A 17,265-nucleotide genomic window follows, 5' to 3' on the forward strand; every position below is an offset into this window, starting at 1 on the left:
ACCCGATCAGGAGCCAAGGATGCAACTCTACAAGCGTGAGCAGATCAGCCAGGCGGTCGCCATCGACCAGGACGCGCTGGCGGCGGTGGAAGCCGGTTTCGCCGCCCTGGGGCGTGGCGAGGTGGTGCAACCGCCGATCCTGTCCATGGCCATCGAGGAGGCCAACGGCGAGGTCGACGTCAAGACCGCCCATATTCGTGGCAACGAGCGCTTCGCGATCAAGGTCAGCCCCGGCTTCTTCGACAACCCCAAGCTGGGGCTGCCAAGCCTCAACGGGCTGATGATGGTGTTCTCCGCGCGCACCGGGCTGGTCGATGCGGTGCTGTTCGACGAGGGCTACCTGACCATGGTGCGCACCGCCCTGGCCGGCGCCATCGCCGCCAAGCACCTGTCGCGGGAGAACAGCCGCCGGGTCGCGGTGATGGGGGCCGGCGAGCAGGCGGTCAAGCAGGTCGAGGCGCTGCGGCTGGTGCGCGACATCACCGCCATCGACGTCTGGGCGCGAAGGCCCCAGGCCGCCGAGGAATACGCTACCCGCATGCGCGCTGCGGGTCTCGAGGTCACCGTCCACGACAGCGTGCGCGAGGCCTGCCGAGCGGCCGACATCATCGTCACCACGACGCCGTCGCAGACGCCGATCCTCGAGGCGGCGGACCTGCCGGAGGGCGTCCACGTCACCGCCATGGGCTCCGACAGTCCCGACAAGCGTGAACTGGCCGAGAGCGTGCTGACCCGCGCGGACGCCTTCGTCTGCGATACCCGGCCCCAGAGCGAGTCCAACGGCGAGCTCAAGGCCCTTGCCGGTCGCGAGGTGCCCTTCAAGGTCCACGAACTGGGTGCGGTCATTGCCCGCGGCGAGCGTCTGCGGCTGTCGGACGCCACCATCACGGTATGCGACCTGACCGGTACCGGTGTCCAGGACACGGCCATCGCCGGGTTCGCCCTGACGCGTCTGTCGGCTGAGGATTCGGCACGATAGGCTTTGCCGAATCAGGCATTTTTGGGGAGGATGGGGGACCCTAATCCCGACAGGAGCCCCCATGCCCTCGCTGCAGTGCCTGCTGCGCCACCGGCGCCGACTGATCGTCATCATCGCCCGCCTGGGCTATACCGCCAAGGGGCTGGTGTACCTGCTGATCGGCGTGCTGGCGGCACTCGGCGCTGCGGGCCTTGGCGGCGACAACGTCGGCACCAAGGAGGCGCTGGCGCACCTGGCTCGCCAGCCCTTCGGCACCCTGATGCTGGGGGCCCTGGTGCTGGGGCTCTATGCCTACGCCGCCTGGCGGGGCTTGCAGGGGCTGTTCGATGTCGAGCACCGCGGGCGTAGCTGGAAGGCCCTGGGTACCCGCCTGGCGCTGGTCATCAGCGGTGGTATCTACGCAAGTCTCGGCTGGTATGGTGTCGAGCTGCTCGACGATCCCCAGGAGACCACCGGCGGCGCAGAGGAGCGCACCGCCATGCTGATGTCGCACCCCGGCGGCGTCTGGTTGGTGGCGATCCTGGGGGCGATCTTTATCGGCGTGGGGCTGCGCCAGTCGTGGCGCGCCCTGGCGCGCAGCTATCTCAATCGCTGGCGTCAGCAGGACATGAGCCAACGCCAGCGTGATCTGGCCTCGGGCCTCAGCCGCTGGGGGCTGGCCGCCAGAGGGCTGGTGTTCGCGCTGATCGGCAGTTTCCTGCTGGTGGCCGCCTGGCAGGTCGATCCCGCCAAGGCCGAAGGGCTCGGCGGCACCCTGGATACCCTGGCCGCCCAGCCCTTCGGCCCCTGGCTGCTCGCCGCCGTGGCCGGTGGACTGATGAACTACGGTACTTACTGCGTCATCAATGCCCGCTTTCGCAAGGTGAAAGTGTAGCGCCTTAAGCGGCCGTTCAGGACGCCCGGGGCTTCTTGGCCCGCACGGTCAGGGCGACGCCGGCAATGGCCAGCGCCATGCCGATCAGGGATACCGGCGGCAGCCCTTCATCGAACAGCCACCAGGCCTCCACCGCGGTAACCGGCGGCACCAGGTAGAACAGGCTGGCGACGCGGGACGCCTCGCCACGCTTGATCAGCATCATCAGCAGCATGATGGCGGCGATGGACAGCACCAGCACCAGCCAGCCCAGCGTCAGCACAAAGGTCAGCGACCACTCCACCTCGCGGGTTTCGAGCAGCAGGCTGCCGGCGCCAAGCAAGGCCAGCGCCCCGAGGTACTGCACCACGGTGCCGCCGAGCAGCGGCATGCCGCTGCAATAGCGCTTCTGGTACAGCGTCCCCAGCGAAATCCCCACCAGCGCCACCAGGGTGCAGGCCAGCGCCGGCCAGCCAAACCCTTCGAAGGACAGCGCCGACAGGTCCATCTTGCCTCCCAGCACCAGGCTGACCCCGGCCAGCCCCAGGGCCAGTCCCATCCACTGCAGCGCAGACAGCCGCTCGCCCAGCAGGGGGCCCGCCAGCGCAGCGGTCAGCAAGGGTTGCAACCCCACCAGCAGGGACGCCAGTCCCGCCGGCATGCCCAGGCTGATGGCGTAGAACACGCCGCCCAGATAGCCGCCGTGAACCAGACAGCCGGACACCGCCACATGCCCCCACAGACGGGGACTCGACGGCCAGGCCGAGCGGGTCAGCCAGACGATGGGGACCAGCAGCGCCAGGGTGGCGGCGAAGCGAATGCTCAGGAAGGTGAAGGGCTCGGCGTAGGGCAGGCCGAACTTGGCACCGATGAAGCCGGTGCTCCACAGCACCACGAACACCAGCGGCATGGCCGGCAACAGCCAGGACGGCAGGGCGGGGCGACTCACGGGCACCTCGCACAAGGTGCGGTAAGCGGGCACCCGACAAAAGCTGCGGTAAGCGGCCACCCGACACACGATGCGGCAAGCGGGGGCTGGGCGGTGATCACTAAGGGTGGCATCGCGGGGACTTCCTTGTGGTTCATGTCATCGGCAGGGCGATCGCCCAATCATGATGCCCTATCCAGCCTCCCTCAAGGAGGGGATTGCCAAGCGTTGCTCTCGTGCTTTGGTCGTAGGTCGTGGAGGGAGAGTGAGATTGGTCTGACCACGCCGGTGCTTGTTTTTGCGCAGTTTATAGGCGAAATGGCCGCTGGTCAGACCAATAATGCAGGCAGGTTGCGTTGAATGGGGCCGTTGGCCGCCGGGGGCCTTTTCGCTAGCTTTCTTTTCGATGACGCCCCGGGAGGGGGACGCCTCGCTTGCATCGAAGCGATGTCCCGTTCATGCCCCGAGGAGGTCCTCGCAAGGACGCGCACGGGCAACGCCCGGCTCAAGAGCGCAGCGGCGCAAATCGTTTGCAACAGGCGGGCCTCGCTTGCTGCGAAAGTGCCTCGAGCGCTCATGACGATGCCATGGATCGACAACAAAAACACACCGGGTGCGGCAGATCGAGACCGCACCGATCCACCAGGAGTTATGCCATGTCCCGGCTAGACAAGCCCCAGCAAGACCTTGATACGGCCTCGCCAACGGCCTCCCTGTCCGAACGCATCGCGACCCCGGACCGCCGCCGCTTTCTGAAGGCTGCTGCGGTTGGTTCCGCCGCCGCGGTGGCGGCACCCTGGGTCGGCAACGTCCAGGCTCAGCAGGGCATCCGCATCCGCATGCAGTCATCCTGGCAGCCCGGCACCACCGGCTACCGCATCTTCGAGGAGTGGGCCGCCGGCGTCGCCGAGGCCACCAGCGGCGAGGTCACCATCGAGCCGTTCCCGGCCGGAGCCGTGGCCGGTGCCTTCGAGGTAGCCGACGCGGTGCGCAACGGCGTGCTCGACGGCCAGAACTGGTTCACCGTCTACTGGCCGGGCAAGATGCCCGCCGGGGTCTTTCTCACCGCCTATCCCATGGGCCTGTCGGTACCCCACCAGTGGGACATGATGTTCGGTGCCTACGGCGGTTTCGGCATCGCCAAGGACCTCTACCGCAAGCAGGGTCAGGAGCTTCTGGGCTACGTCCACCACGACCTCAACCTGATCCACTCCAAGGTACCGCTGAGAAGCTTCGATGACTTCGAAGGGGTGAAGATCCGCATGCCCGGCGGCATCGTCGCCGAGACCTTCGCCAAGATCGGTGCGCGCACCACGCTGCTGCCGGGCTCCGAGGTCTATCCGGCGCTGGAGAAGGGCACCATCGACGCCGCCGACTACACCGGTGCGGCGGTCAACTTCGAGCTGGGCTTCTGGCAGGTGACCGACTACATCATCATGGGCCCGCCCTCGACTCCCTGTCTGCACCAGGCGGTCGACCTGATGGATATCGCGGTCAATCGCCGGGTCTACGAGCGCATGTCCGACCAGACCAAGGACCTGATGCATGACCTGGTCGCGGCCTACTCCCGCGAGCACTACGCCGCCATCCAGAAGGCCAACGCCGAGGCCTGGCCCAAGTACCGCGAGAAGGGCGTCGAGATCATCCACCTGTCCGAGGACGACGCCGACCGCTTCCGCGACGCCGCGATCCCGCTGTGGTTCGAATGGGCCAACAAGGATCCGGACGCGGCCAAGCTGTTCCGTGCCCACCTCAACACCATGCTCGATCCGTCGGTGGCACTGATCACCGAAGAGGACATCAAGGACTTCGAGCTCAACGCCTAGGCCTGCACGTGTCGACCGGGGCGACCCGGTCGACGTCGATGAATATTCCGTGGTCGCCTGGCGAAACGCCAGGCGACCAGCGGAGGAGCGTCAATGAATCTACAGATTGATTTCGTTCTGCCGCACTGGCTCTACTGGGCGGTGCTGGCAGGACTGCCGCTGATCGTGATGCTGCTGGTGGATCGAAGCTTCCGCCGGGGTGGCGAGGTGAGCGGTGGCGATACTGCCGAGACCCCCGTCGCGACGAGCGAACAGGCCTACGCAGCGCCTGGCAATGTGGTGACCCGCGGCATCGACCGCATTTCCGGCTTTGCCGGGCGCTACGTGGCCTACTGGTCGCTGATCGCGCCCTTCGTGTTCACCTACGAGGTGGTGCTGCGCTACGCCTTCAACTCGCCGACCAACTGGGCTCACGAGTCGATGACCCTGATGTTCGGTATGCAGTACCTGCTGGCGGGTGCCTTCGCGCTGCGCGAGGGCGGGCATGTGCGCGTCGATATCCTCTACCAGCGGGCGGCGCCGCTCAACAAGGCCGCGCTGGACCTGGTCACCTCGATCTTCTTCTTCATCTTCACCCTGGCGCTGTTGACCACCGGCTGGCGTTTCTTCTCGCAGTCGGTCAGCGACGTCTGGTGGTTCGGTGACAGCTACGCCAACGAGGTGTCCTTCACCGAATGGGCAGTGCAGTACTTCCCGGTCAAGTTCATGCTGTTCTTCGGTGCCTTGCTGCTGCTGTTGCAGGGGATCGCGCAGTTGATCAAGGACCTCCAGGCCTATCGTCACCACCGCGAGCACCATGAAGGCTCGACGGTGTTTGCCAGCATTCTGGTGGTGCTGGCGGTGATCCTCGGCGCCTACACCATCCACGAAATCGTCAATATCGCCCTGACCGACTACGAGAGCCTGGCGCTCAGCCTTGAGAACTCGCTGTCCACGGTAGGTATCGGAGCGCTGACCCTGTTGATGTTCGGCACCCTGATGGTGGTGCTGGTAGCGGGGCTACCGCTGGCCTTCGTTACCGGCGGTCTGGGGGTGGTGTTCCTCTACCTGGTGGGCGATCAGCACATGCTGAACCTGATGCCTTCGCGCATCTTCCCGATGATGACCAACTACCAGCTCTCGGCCATTCCACTGTTCATCTTCATGGCCTCGGTACTGGAGAAGGCCGGCATCATCGAAGAGCTGTTCGATGTGGTCTACAAGTGGATGGGCGGTCTCAAGGCGGGCCTGGCGATCGCCACCATCATCGCTTCGACGCTGCTGGCCGCCATGGTCGGGGTGATCGGCGCGGCGGTGGTGACCATGGGCCTGATCGCGCTGCCGGCCATGCTCAAGCGCAACTACCAGCCTGAGATCGCGCTGGGATCGATCATGGCCGGGGGCACCCTGGGTATCCTCATCCCGCCGTCCATCCTGGCCATCATCTACGGCGTCATCGCCCAGCAGTCGGTGGGCGAGCTCTACCTGGGCTCGCTGATTCCCGGCCTGTTGCTGGCCGGCATGTACGCCTTCTACTGCTGGCTAAGGGGCACCCTGAACGTCAAGGTGGCGCCGCCGATGCCGGAGGAAGACCGGGTCTCCACCGCCGAGAAGCTGCGCCTGCTGCGCAATATGCTGGCGCCTATCGCCCTGGTGTTGCTGGTGCTCGGCATCATCTTCACCGGGGTGGCGACCCCGGTGGAGGCGGCGGGTATCGGCACCTTCGGTGCGCTGGTGGTGGCGGCGATGCACAAGCGGCTGACCTGGCCCAACCTGCACGCCGCCTGCATGACCACCCTGGTGGCGACCGCCATGGTCATGTGGATCATCTTCGGTGCCAGCATCTTCGTCGGCTTCTACATCCTGCAGGGCGGCCAGACCTTCGTGCAGGAGCTGATCGCCGGGGCAGGGCTTGGCCCCTACGCGGTGCTGGCGCTGATGATGGTGCTGCTGGTGGCGCTGGGGATGTTCCTGGACTGGGTCGGTATCCTGCTCCTGGCGGTGCCGATCTTCGTACCGCTGATCAAGGGGCTGGACTTCACCGGGGTATTTGGCCTGCCCGGGGTGGACCCCGCCGACGTCTCGCTGTGGTTCGGGGTGATCTACCTGGTCAATATGCAGATGTCCTTCCTCAGCCCGCCGTTCGGCTATGCGCTGTTCTACATCAAGGGGGTGTGTCCGCCGCATATCACCATGGGCCAGATCTTCCGCTCGTCCTTTCCCTTCCTTGCGCTGCAAGCGCTGGGCCTGCTGCTGGTGATCATGTTCCCGGCACTGGTCACCTGGCTGCCCAACCTGGCCTACGGCTAGTCGGGCGGTGTCATGACAACGCCTCCGGCCGACTCGGCCGGAGGCGTTTTTGCAAGATGTTCAGCAGTGGCAGGCAACACGCCTTTTTCGGTGCTTCGCCGAAGAATTGCGTGGCGTATCATGACGCTTATCCCCATGGCCTGCCGTGGCCTCTGGCGGTTGTCGCCGACCGGCGACGCGGAGGCGAAAATGGCTTGCATTTCGTAACACGATTGTGGGGAACCCTCATGCAACTGCGTCGTCACACTGTGCGAGCGATTGACGAATTCTCAACCACCTCCTGGAGGACTTCATGCAACGATTCACCGCCCTGATCACCGCCGCCCTGCTTTCTGCTGGTCTGATGAGCGCCACCGCCCATGCCCAGGAAGCAAACGCGCAGGCGTCAGGCAACGCTGACGTCGAGGCTGCCGCTCAGGCGCAGAATTTCTCTGATGCCCAGCTCGAGAAATTCGCCGACGCTTCCAAGGAGATCGCCGCGATTTCCCAGGACTACACCCAGCAGTTGCAGGAAGCCGAAGGCCAGCAGGCCCAGCAGGATGTGCGCACCGAGGCCAACCAGAAGATGGTCGAAGCCGTCCAGCAGAGCGGGCTCGAGGTCGAGACCTTCAACGCTATCGGTCAGGCTATCCAGCAGAACCCGGACATGATGAAGCGCGTACAGGAGATGGCGCAGTCGTGAGCTGACCGCCACACTCGCCAGTCAAAGAGACTGGCCGCCTAGATCGACGCCCGCCGCCCTCGAGGTCGGCGGGCGTTGTTGTTTGCAGTGCTGAAGATGTTTGCACAGGGCGAGGATTCGAGCGGCCGGTCGGGTGTGAAGTCGTGATCAACGAAGGATGGATCGGTCATCAGGTCGCAGTGTCAGCAATGCCTGGCTCTCCGGGCCACGCTCGATGGCTTCTGCGGCGTTTGGCGAGAGGCCGATCAAGATACTGCTAATGCTTTACAGCCGCTGGCCTCGGCTCCATGCTTCCGATAGTCAGAGGGTGGGGGACCAGGGAGCGTCCTGCTGCCAGCCACGGCGACCGCGCGGAGGACACCATGGAAGCGGAACTGTTGGAAATCAGCCAGCATATGGGGCGCTTTGCGCCCTTTGACGGGCTGTCGGAGGAGTTGCTGGACGAGGTCGCCGGACAGGTGCAGGTCAGCTACTTCAAGGCCGGCTCGACCATTCTCGAGCTTGATGCCGTGCATCAGGAGTTCTGCTACATCCGCAGCGGCGCGGTGGAGGTCACCCGGCGCAACGGAGAGCTCTACAACCTGCTGGGGGAGGGCGACATCTTTGGCCACTTCAGCCTGCTGCGCCACAGTCGTGTGCGCTTCCCGGCCAAGGCGCTGGAAGACAGCCTGATCTACTTCATCCCCGAGGCGATGTTTCATCAGCTGTGCGAAGCCGACGAGCAGTTCGCCGAGTTCGTCGAGGTGGATCGCCCACGGCTCGAGACGGCGGTGGAAAGTCAGCGCAAGAACAACGACATTATGGTGACGCGGATCCGCAAGCTGCTGACTCGCTATCCCGTCATGGTCGAGGCGCGGGCCACGGTGCAGGAGGCGGCGCGCCAGATCAGCGAGTCCCAGGCCTCGGCGGTGCTGGTGCTGGACAAGCCCGAGAACAACCCGCGCTACACCTTCAAGGATAGTGAAGGTGGCTACTGGCAGGTCACCGGGATCCTGACCGACAGCGACTTTCGCACCAAGGTCGTGGCCGAGGGACTGTCGCCGGATACTCCGGTGGGCGAGGTCGCCGGCCGCCGCCTGATCGCGGTGCAGTCCGACGAGTCGGTGCAGGAGGCGATGCTGTGCATGCTGCGCAACAATATCCACCACCTGCCGGTGATGCACCGTCGTTCTCCGGTGGGCATCGTGCACCTCTCCGACATCATTCGCTACGAGACCCAGAGCAGCCTTTATCTGGTCAGCAACATCTTCCATCAACCGTCGGTGGAGTGTCTGGCCAAGCTGGCGCCGGACGTCCAGGCCGCCTTTGTGCGCATGGTTCACGACGGTGCCGACTCGCAGATGGTGGGCAAGGCGCTGTCGACCATCGGACGCAGCTTCACCCGGCGACTTCTGGAGATGGCGGAAGAGGAGCTCGGGCCGCCACCGGTGCCATACTGCTTCATGGCGCTGGGCTCGATGGCGCGCAACGAGCAGAGCATCGTCACCGACCAGGACAATGCTCTGGTACTGTCCGATGACTTCGATCCAGCGTTGCACGACGAGTACTTCGCGACCATGGCCAAGCGGGTCAGCGATGGCCTGGCCGCCTGTGGTTATACCTACTGCAAGGGGGACGTGATGGCCACCAATCCGAAGTGGCGCCAGCCGCTGTCGGTGTGGAAGGGCTACTTCACCGAATGGATCGAGCGGCCGTCACCGGAAGGGCTGCTGCACAGCTCGATCTTCTTCGATCTGGACACGGTCCACGGTGACAATCCGCTGGTGGAGGAGTTGCAGGACCTTGTCGCCACCAAGGCGTCGAAGCACAAGCGCTTTCTTTCCGCCATGGCGCGTAATGCGCTGAATCGGACGCCGCCGCTGGGCATCTTCCGCACCTTCGTGATGGAGAAGGACGGCAAGCACAACAACTCGATCAATCTGAAGCGTCGCGGCACGGCGCCGATGGTGGACCTGATCCGTATCCATGCCCTGGCCTGTGGTTCCCGCGCCCAGAACAGCTTTGACCGCCTGGACGATATCGATCGCACCCAGTTGCTGGCGCCCGGGGTCAGTGACAAGCTGCGCTACGCGCTCGAGTTTCTGTCCATGTCGCGGATTCGTCACCAGGTCATCGATCTGGAGCACGAGCACGAGCCCGACAACAATATCGAGCCGGAAAACGTCTCCAGCGAGGAGCGACACAATCTCAAGGATGCCTTCCAGGCGCTCAGCAACGCCCAGAAGTTCCTCAAGTTCCGTTATCCCATGACCAGCAGGTAGCCGCCATGCCGTTGCTTCGCCCCAAGACTCGCTCGGCACCGGATTGGCACGACTACCTGGTCGCCCGACGTCAGAAGAGCCGCCAGCAGGCGCTGGTGGACTTCTTCGCCGGGGCCGACCTGTCGCCGATCCTGCCGATTCAGGAGGCGCCGCTGATGGCACTGGACCTGGAGACTACCGGGCTCGATCCCAGGCGTGACGAGATCGTCTCGATTGGCCTGGTGCCCTTTTCGCTGTCGCGTATTCGGCTCGCCGAGCGGCGCTACTGGGTGGTGCGTCCCCATCGCACCCTGAACGCCGAGTCGGTGACCTTTCATCACATCACCCACGCCGATATCCAGGGGGCTCCGCGGATCGAGGAGGTGCTCGCCGATGTCTTCCGCGCCATGGCCGGCCACCTGCTGGTGGTGCACTTTCGCCATATCGAGAGGTCCTTTCTGGACGCCGCGGTACGCGCGGCCTGGAAGGAGTCACTGAGCTTCCCGGTGATCGACACCATGTCGCTGGAGGCGCGCATCCACCGTCAGTCGACCATGGCGCGCTTTCGTCGCTGGATGGGCCGACCACCCAGGTCGATCCGCCTGCACGACAGTCGGCTGCGCTACGGGCTACCACATTATCATGGGCACCACGCCCTGACCGACGCCATCGCCACGGCGGAGCTGCTGCAGGCGCAAGTAGCCGGCAACTACGGCCCGGAGACGCCCATCGGCATGCTGTGGAGCTGAATAAGGGAGTTGAGTTGCCCGTCGATACGTCAGCCATCTCGCCAAAAGAAAAGCGGCAGCCCGAGGGCTGCCGCTTTTTTCATGCACTTGCTGTCTGCGTAAGGCTGGCCTAGACCGCCTTGGGCTCGCTCATCAGGCCCTTGATGATGGCGTAGCAGGCCACCAGCAGCACCAGAGTGAACGGCAGCCCGGTCGAGACCGCCGCCGCTTGCAGGGCGGTAAGACCGCCGCCCAGCAGCAGGGCGATGGCGATGGCGCCCTCGATGATGGCCCAGAACACGCGCTGCGGCTTGGGTGCGTCGACCTTGCCGCCGGCGGTGATCGAGTCGATGACCAGCGAACCGGAGTCCGAGGAGGTCACGAAGAACACGATGACCAGCACGATGCCGATGAAGGAAGTGATCGAGGCCAGCGGCAGCTCGCCGAGCATGGCGAACAGCTTGAGCTCGAGGGCGGCGTCCTGGACGCCCTGGAAACCATCGGTGATGTACTGCTCGATGGCGGTACCGCCGAAGGAGGTCATCCACAGCACCGATACCAGGGTCGGGACCAGCAGCACGGCGGTGAGGAACTCACGCACGGTGCGGCCACGGCTGACCCGAGCGATGAACATGCCGACGAACGGAGACCAGGAGATCCACCAGGCCCAGTAGAAGGCGGTCCAGCCCTGAACGAAGTTGGCGTCCTCGCGACCGAAGGGGTTGGACAGCGCCGGCAGCTCGGCCAGGTAGTGACCCAGGTTGGTGAAGAAGCCGGTGGCGATGGCCAGAGTCGGGCCCACCAGGATCACGAACGCCAGCAGCAGGAAGGCCAGCACCATGTTCACCTGGGACAGGCGCTGCACACCCTTGTCGACGCCAAGCATGATGGAACACAGCGCAACGGCGGTGATGCCGGCGATCAGCAGCACCATGGTGGTGTCGGTATTCGGCGTACCGAACAGCTCGTTCAGGCCGGCGGCGGCCTGGGAGGCACCGAGCCCCAGCGAGGTGGCCAGACCGAACAGGGTGGCAAATACCGCCAGGATGTCGATCAGGTGGCCCGGCCAGCCCCATACGCGCTCGCCCAGGATCGGGTAGAACACCGAGCGCATGGTCAGCGGCAGACCCTTGTTGAAGGCGAAGATGGCCAGTGACAGGCCGACGATGGCGTAGGCTGCCCAGGGGTGCAGACCCCAGTGGAAGATGGTCGCCGCCATGCCGAGACTGACCGCGGCTTGCTCGTCACCGGCGGCGGCGCCCAGCGGTGCCCAGTCGGTACGTATGCCGTTTTCGCCGACCGAGGTGCCACCCAGCGCGGTGGAGAAGTGGGTCATCGGCTCGGACACGCCATAGAACATCAGACCGATGCCCATGCCGGCGGCGAACAGCATGGCAAACCAGCCCATGTAGCTATAGTCGGGTGTGGCCTCGGCGCCACCGATGCGGACCTTGCCCAGCGGGGTGAAGATCAGTACCAGCGACAGCAGCACGAAGATATTGCCGCCGAGCAGAAAGACCCAGGACAGGTTGCTGGTCAGCCAGCCGCGGACGCCGTTGAAGAACGGCTCGGCGCCGCTCTGAAAGGCCAGGGTCAGGATCACGAAGACCAGGATCAGCAGCGACGAGACGGTGAACACCTTGCCGTGCAGGTCCACGTCCACGCCGAAGGATTTGGTGACGATATTGTCCTGACCGATGACGTAATCGGTATCGATCAGGTTGGCTGGCCCATCCGGGGCCGGAATACCCTCGCTGCCGGTGTCGGCAGATGAAGGCTTGTGGTTGGGGTCTTTTTCCACGTGCGATCTCCCTTGCGTTTAAAAATGGTAACTGTGGCGTCACGCCATCGACTCGGAGTGGGGTCGCGGCTGGCTCGTCTGTCATCGATACCGTACGGTCCAGCCTGCCTGAAGTGTGGCCTGCCTGAGCCAGCTTGCCAGTTGTGCCGTCAACGGCATCTATTCCAAGGCCGCCCGGGCACGCCTGGGTCAGCTTGCCACGATCGTCCGAGACTCGAGGTTCTGCCGGCGACCGCTTGCACCGCGTGGGCGACGCAGGTGCTGGCCGCAACGACAGCAGGGGCACCCCGTGGCACCCCTGACCATTGCCACAGCATCATGACGGTGGCGTGGCATCTATCGGGCTCAGGCCTCGCCGAGCCACTCCTTGACCACGTCCTGGTTGTCCTCGACCCACTTCTGGGCGTTTTCGTAGGGATCGGTGTCGTCTTCCTGATTCATCAGCATGACTTCACCCATCATTTCCGTGGTCCACTCGAAGTTCTCGAGGATGGCGTAGGCCTCCGGCATGTCCTCTTCGAGGCCCTGACGGACGATGGTGTGGATCTGTTCGGCACCACCGTAGACGCCCTGGGGGTCCTCGAGGTACTTGAGGTCCCAGCGGGCGAACATCCAGTGCGGGGTCCAGGTGGTGACCACGATCGGCTCGCCACGGTCGATGGCGCTTCCCAGTGCGGCGGTCATGGTGGCGCCGCTGCCGGTGCGCAGGTCCAGGTCGAGCTCGTAGGTGTCGACCACTTCCTCGGTCAGACGCATCAGGCCGGCACCGGGATCGATGCCGATGATCTCGCCGTTGAACTGGTCGGCGTGTTCATTGAGCTCATCAATCGAGTCGACCTCGGAATCTGCCGGGACCGCAAGGCCCAGCTTGGTGCCGTCGAGGTTGACGCCGGCATCGACCAGCTGGTCCTGGAGGCGCGCGTAGTAGTCCTCGTGGGTGGTCGGCAGCCAGCCCGCGAGCAGAGCGTCGGCGTCGCCGCTGGCGACGGACTGCCACATGGCCGCGGCAGACAGTGCGGAGGTCTCGACCTCGTAGCCGGCCTGTTCGAGCACAGCACGAACCACGTTGGTCGACGCCACGGTGGACGACCACTCGACGTAGGCCAGGTGCACGGAGCCCTTGTCCTGGGCGTGAACACTGGTGGCGGCGGCGCTGATGGCCAGGGCCAGACCGAGAGAACGAGTTGCCTTGGGTGACATGGTGCGACTCTCCTTGCGATAAGAGGTATTAGCGTGAAGCAGGCGACAGTGTCTTGCAAATGCCGCCCCGCGGGCTCCCCCGGCCGAGGGAGCCCGCGTCGAGCGTTTACTGCTTGCGCTCCTTGCGCAGGGACTGGGTCAGGCGATCCAGCAGCATCGCCAGGATGACCACCGCGATGCCGGCCTCGAAACCATCGCCCGGACGCAGTCGCTGGATGGCTCGCCAGACCTCACTGCCCAGGCCATCGGCGCCGATCATGGCGGCGATCACCACCATCGACAGGGCCAGCATGATGGTCTGGTTGATGCCGGCCATCACCGTCGGCAGCGACAGCGGCAGCTGCACCTTGACCAGCTTCTGGCCGCGGGTGGCGCCGTAGGCATCGGCGGCCTCGATCAGCTCCACCGGTACCTGGCGGATGCCCAGGGTGGTGAAGCGAATGGCCGGCGGCATGGAGAAGATCACGGTGGCAAAGATCGCCGACACCGAGCCGATACCGAAGAACGGAATCGCCGGGATCAGGTAGACGAAGGCCGGCATGGTCTGCATGAAGTCCAACACCGGCATGATCAGACGATAGAGTCGATCGGACAGCGCCGCGGCGATACCCACCGGCAAGGCGATGACCACCGCCACCAGGGTGGCGATGACCACCAGGGTCAGGGTCTCGATCATCGGGTCCCATAGATCGAGGTTCCAGATCAGGCCAAGGCCCAAGACCGCGCCGATGGCGAGCCTGGGGCTTGCCATCTTCCAGCACAGGCCGGCGATGATCAGCAGCAGGGCCCAGTCGGGCAGCCACATCAGGGCGTCATTGAGACCGTCGATACCGGTCTGGGTAATCCGCGAGATGCCGCGGGTGACGGCAGAGTATTCGGTGGTCAGCCAGCTCAGGCCGGTTTCGATCCAGTCACCGAGGGGAATGCGAGGAATCTCGATCGCCATTAGTGGTCTCCTGCCTGTGCCAGTTCATCCAGTACCGCGCCCTTGACCACCACGCCCAGCAGGCGTCGCTCGTCGTCGATGACGGCGATGGGGAAGCTCTTTTCGTTGAACAGCGCGAACAGATTGTGCAGCGGCTCGTCGGGACCCACGGTGCGGAAGTCCTGGGTCATCACGCTATCCAGTCGGTCCTGTCCGCTCTGGATGGCGCTGTTGGCGGCGTCGGCCTCGACCAGTCCCTTGAGCTTGCGATCGCGGCTGGTGACGTAGATCGAGTCCATGGCGTTTTCTTTCATCTTGCGCAGTGCGGTACGCGGGCCGTCGTCCTCGCGGGCGGTCGCGCGCACCGGGCGCATGGCGCTCTCGGCGGTCAGCACCCGGGACATGTCGACGCCCTCGATGAAGCGCTCGACGTAGTCGTCGGCCGGCTTGGTCAGGATCTCCTCCGGCGTGCCGATCTGCACCACCTCACCGTCCTTGAGCAGGACGATGCGGTCACCGATGTTCAGCGCTTCGTCCAGGTCGTGGGTGATGAACACCGTGGTCTTCTTCATGCGGTGCTGGAGTTCCAGCAACTCCTGCTGCATATCCTTGCGGATCAGCGGGTCGAGCGCCGAGAAGGCCTCGTCCATCAGCAGCACGGTGGAGTCATTGGCCAGCGCACGGGCCAGGCCGACACGCTGCTGCATGCCGCCGGACAGCTGATTGGGGTAGGCGTCTTCCCAGCCATTCAGCCCGACCTGTGTCAGGGCGTCACGGGCGGTCTTGGCGCGGGTGTCGGCATCGATGCCGCGAATCTCCAGCCCGAACTCCGCGTTCTGCTGCACGGTCCGATGGGGGAACAGGGCAAAGTTCTGGAAGACCATCGAGAAGTGGCGACGACGGCACTCCAGCAGCGCCTTGTCGGAGAGCTGCGGAATGTCCTCGCCGTCGATGATGATCTCGCCTTCGGTGGGCTCGATCAGCCGATTGAGGCAGCGGATCAGCGTCGACTTGCCCGAGCCTGAGAGGCCCATGATCACCAGCAGTTCGCCTTCATGGACGTCGAAGTCGATGTTCGACAGGCCCAGGGTCTGGCCGGTCTTGTCCAGGATTTCAGGACGCTTGAGCCCTTCATCGCGTAGCTTGAGTGCCTTCTTCGGCTGGTCGCCGAAGACCTTGCTCAGCCCGCGAACCTTGATCTTGACGGATCGGTTCTCGCTCATGGGTAGGGGTGCCTTGTTGGGTTGCGTAAACACGTCCAGCCGGTCGAACGATGAAGGTCGACGTCACGTGCATCCTGGCGTCGGCGTTCATCGTCCAGCGCTGGCGCGGCTGCGTCAGGGGCGGCACTCCTTGCCGCATCCCCACGGCTGAACAGCATGCCAGCTTTCACCGTTGAGGCGCAGAAAGGTGCAATACCCTAAAGGTCTTTGAAAGATCATTCAAATTCAGCATGGGCGCACGTTGACTGAATCGAGAAAGCCCCGATGGGTGCGGTATTGGGTAGAAGTGGGGGAGAAGCCCATGCCGGAACGGCATGGGCAAGGGGAGCTATTTCCCTGTCGCGCTCCGTATCGGCGCCGCTCAGCGCACCCGCGTCAGCCGGATCAGACGACCGGGATCGCTGTCGGTCAGCAGGTAGATGGCGCCGTCGGGGCCGAGCCGCACGTCGCGGATGCGGCCGACCTCGCCATCCAGCACCACCTCGCGCTCGATGATGCTGTCGCCCTCGAGGCGCAGGCGCAGCAGTCGCTCGCCGCGAAGCCCGCCCGCCAGCAGATCGCCCTGCCAGGCGGGAAATTCTTCACCGCTGACCACGGCGAGCCCGGACGGCGCAAAGCGTCCTTCGAACACATGCACCGGATCGCGCATGCCCGGGGCACTGTCGACACCCAGCGGCAGATTGGTGGCGTAGTCGCGTCCGCGGGTCACCTCGGGCCAGCCGTAGTTCTCGCCGGGCAGAATACGATTGAGTTCGTCGCCGGTGCGCGGGCCATGCTCGGTCGACCACAGGGTGCCGTCGGCAGCCTGGGCAAGGCCCTGAGGGTTGCGGTGGCCGATCGAGTAGACCTCGGGGGCCGCGTCATCGTCGAAGCCCGGATTGTCCGGCGCGGGATCGCCGTCTGCGGTCAGCCTGAGCAGGCTGCCGGCGTGGTCTGCCGGGTCCTGGGCGCGGCTCTTGCTGACGCCGCGATCGCCGATGGTCAGCCACAGCAGGCCCTGGTCGTCGAACAGCAGGCGGCCACCGTAATGGCGGCCTGGCGTGGAAAAGCGATTCTGCACAAAAATTGGCGTTATCGCGCCCAGGGCGTCGTCCTCGAACCTGACCCGTGATACCGCCGTGGCGTCGTCCGAGTCGCCGTCCTTGCCGGGCTGCGCCCAGCTGAAGTAGAGCCAGTCGTGGGTGCCATCGCCGAATTGCGGATGCAGCGCCAGGTCAAAGAGCCCACCCTGGCCGCGGTGTGAGACCTGGGGCAGGCCGTCGAGTCTCTGGACATCACCGTCATCCACCAGCGCCAGGGTCCCGGGCTGCTCGGCGACCAGCATGCGCCCATCGGGCAGAAAGGCCAGCGACCAGGGGGTGTCCAGCTCATCGGTGATCAGCTCGAGCGCGACCGGGTGATGAAGCCCCGGCACCTGCTCGGGCAACGACGCCGCCTGGGCGCCTGCAGGCAATGACAATGTCAGCAGGGCGAGGGTGAGGCTTCGCAACATGGAGACTCCGCACGGCAAGTATGGGTTTCCGGTGGCGGACCGCTTCCCAGTCCCGGGCACGCCGAGCGGCGATGGCGTGCCAGGTCGACGGAGACGCTT

13 protein-coding genes are annotated in these 17,265 nt (G+C 64.9%); 7 read left to right on the forward strand and 6 right to left on the reverse strand.

Annotation, left to right across the window (positions count from 1 at the left end):
- Nucleotides 1-19 precede the first annotated feature (19 nt).
- Together KUW00_RS21955 and KUW00_RS21960 are read left to right on the forward strand one after the other, a co-directional pair.
- Nucleotides 20-979: a cyclodeaminase gene (locus tag KUW00_RS21955; RefSeq protein ID WP_222570130.1), complete on the forward strand. Its 960-nt coding sequence runs from the start codon at nt 20-22 to the stop codon at nt 977-979.
- 61 nt (nt 980-1,040) lie between these two features.
- The gene (locus tag KUW00_RS21960) at nt 1,041-1,853 is read left to right on the forward strand and encodes a DUF1206 domain-containing protein (RefSeq protein WP_108132476.1); all 813 of its coding nucleotides are present in this window, start codon (nt 1,041-1,043) and stop codon (nt 1,851-1,853) included.
- Nucleotides 1,854-1,869: 16 nt separating this feature from the next.
- Here the strand turns inward: KUW00_RS21960 and KUW00_RS21965 are convergent, their stop codons facing one another.
- The gene (locus KUW00_RS21965) at nt 1,870-2,742 is read right to left on the reverse strand and encodes a DMT family transporter (protein WP_108448279.1); all 873 of its coding nucleotides are present in this window, start codon (nt 2,740-2,742) and stop codon (nt 1,870-1,872) included.
- A 674-nt stretch (nt 2,743-3,416) separates the two neighbouring features.
- Here KUW00_RS21965 and dctP point away from each other — a divergent pair.
- The 5 genes from dctP (at nt 3,417) to KUW00_RS21990 (ending at nt 10,546) form a co-directional block, all read left to right on the forward strand.
- Nucleotides 3,417-4,586 (forward strand): TRAP transporter substrate-binding protein DctP, encoded by a 1,170-nt coding sequence (dctP, locus tag KUW00_RS21970; RefSeq protein ID WP_083970293.1) that lies wholly within the window; start codon nt 3,417-3,419, stop codon nt 4,584-4,586.
- A 93-nt stretch (nt 4,587-4,679) separates the two neighbouring features.
- A complete protein-coding gene (locus KUW00_RS21975; protein WP_108132477.1) occupies nt 4,680-6,875 on the forward strand; it encodes a TRAP transporter large permease subunit in 2,196 nt (731 codons plus the stop codon).
- A gap of 292 nt (nt 6,876-7,167) precedes the next feature.
- Nucleotides 7,168-7,557, forward strand: coding sequence for a DUF4168 domain-containing protein (locus KUW00_RS21980; protein WP_108132478.1), 390 nt, complete (start codon nt 7,168-7,170; stop codon nt 7,555-7,557).
- A 362-nt stretch (nt 7,558-7,919) separates the two neighbouring features.
- Nucleotides 7,920-9,818 carry a DUF294 nucleotidyltransferase-like domain-containing protein gene (locus KUW00_RS21985; RefSeq protein ID WP_222570131.1) on the forward strand — a complete coding sequence of 633 codons (1,899 nt, stop codon included), beginning with the start codon at nt 7,920-7,922 and terminating at the stop codon, nt 9,816-9,818.
- A gap of 5 nt (nt 9,819-9,823) precedes the next feature.
- Nucleotides 9,824-10,546 (forward strand): 3'-5' exonuclease, encoded by a 723-nt coding sequence (locus KUW00_RS21990; RefSeq protein ID WP_045992020.1) that lies wholly within the window; start codon nt 9,824-9,826, stop codon nt 10,544-10,546.
- 109 nt (nt 10,547-10,655) lie between these two features.
- On the opposite strand, the gene KUW00_RS21995 is transcribed toward KUW00_RS21990, so the two are convergent.
- The 5 genes from KUW00_RS21995 to KUW00_RS22015 all read right to left on the reverse strand — a co-directional run bounded on the left by KUW00_RS21995 (nt 10,656) and on the right by KUW00_RS22015 (nt 17,166).
- A complete protein-coding gene (locus KUW00_RS21995) occupies nt 10,656-12,326 on the reverse strand; it encodes a BCCT family transporter (protein ID WP_222570132.1) in 1,671 nt (556 codons plus the stop codon).
- Nucleotides 12,327-12,671: 345 nt separating this feature from the next.
- A complete protein-coding gene (locus tag KUW00_RS22000) occupies nt 12,672-13,526 on the reverse strand; it encodes a glycine betaine ABC transporter substrate-binding protein (RefSeq protein WP_222570133.1) in 855 nt (284 codons plus the stop codon).
- A gap of 106 nt (nt 13,527-13,632) precedes the next feature.
- On the reverse strand, nt 13,633-14,466 hold the full coding sequence (locus KUW00_RS22005) for an ABC transporter permease (protein WP_045992040.1): 834 nt from the start codon (nt 14,464-14,466) through the stop codon (nt 13,633-13,635).
- A 5-nt stretch (nt 14,467-14,471) separates the two neighbouring features.
- A complete protein-coding gene (locus KUW00_RS22010) occupies nt 14,472-15,674 on the reverse strand; it encodes a glycine betaine/L-proline ABC transporter ATP-binding protein (protein WP_045992017.1) in 1,203 nt (400 codons plus the stop codon).
- 361 nt (nt 15,675-16,035) lie between these two features.
- Nucleotides 16,036-17,166 (reverse strand): PQQ-dependent sugar dehydrogenase, encoded by a 1,131-nt coding sequence (locus KUW00_RS22015; RefSeq protein ID WP_213229219.1) that lies wholly within the window; start codon nt 17,164-17,166, stop codon nt 16,036-16,038.
- Nucleotides 17,167-17,265: the final 99 nt, after the last annotated feature.

The organism is Halomonas sp. DP5N14-9 (assembly GCF_019802175.1).
In the GTDB taxonomy this organism is placed as follows: Bacteria; Pseudomonadota; Gammaproteobacteria; order Pseudomonadales; family Halomonadaceae; genus Halomonas; species Halomonas litopenaei.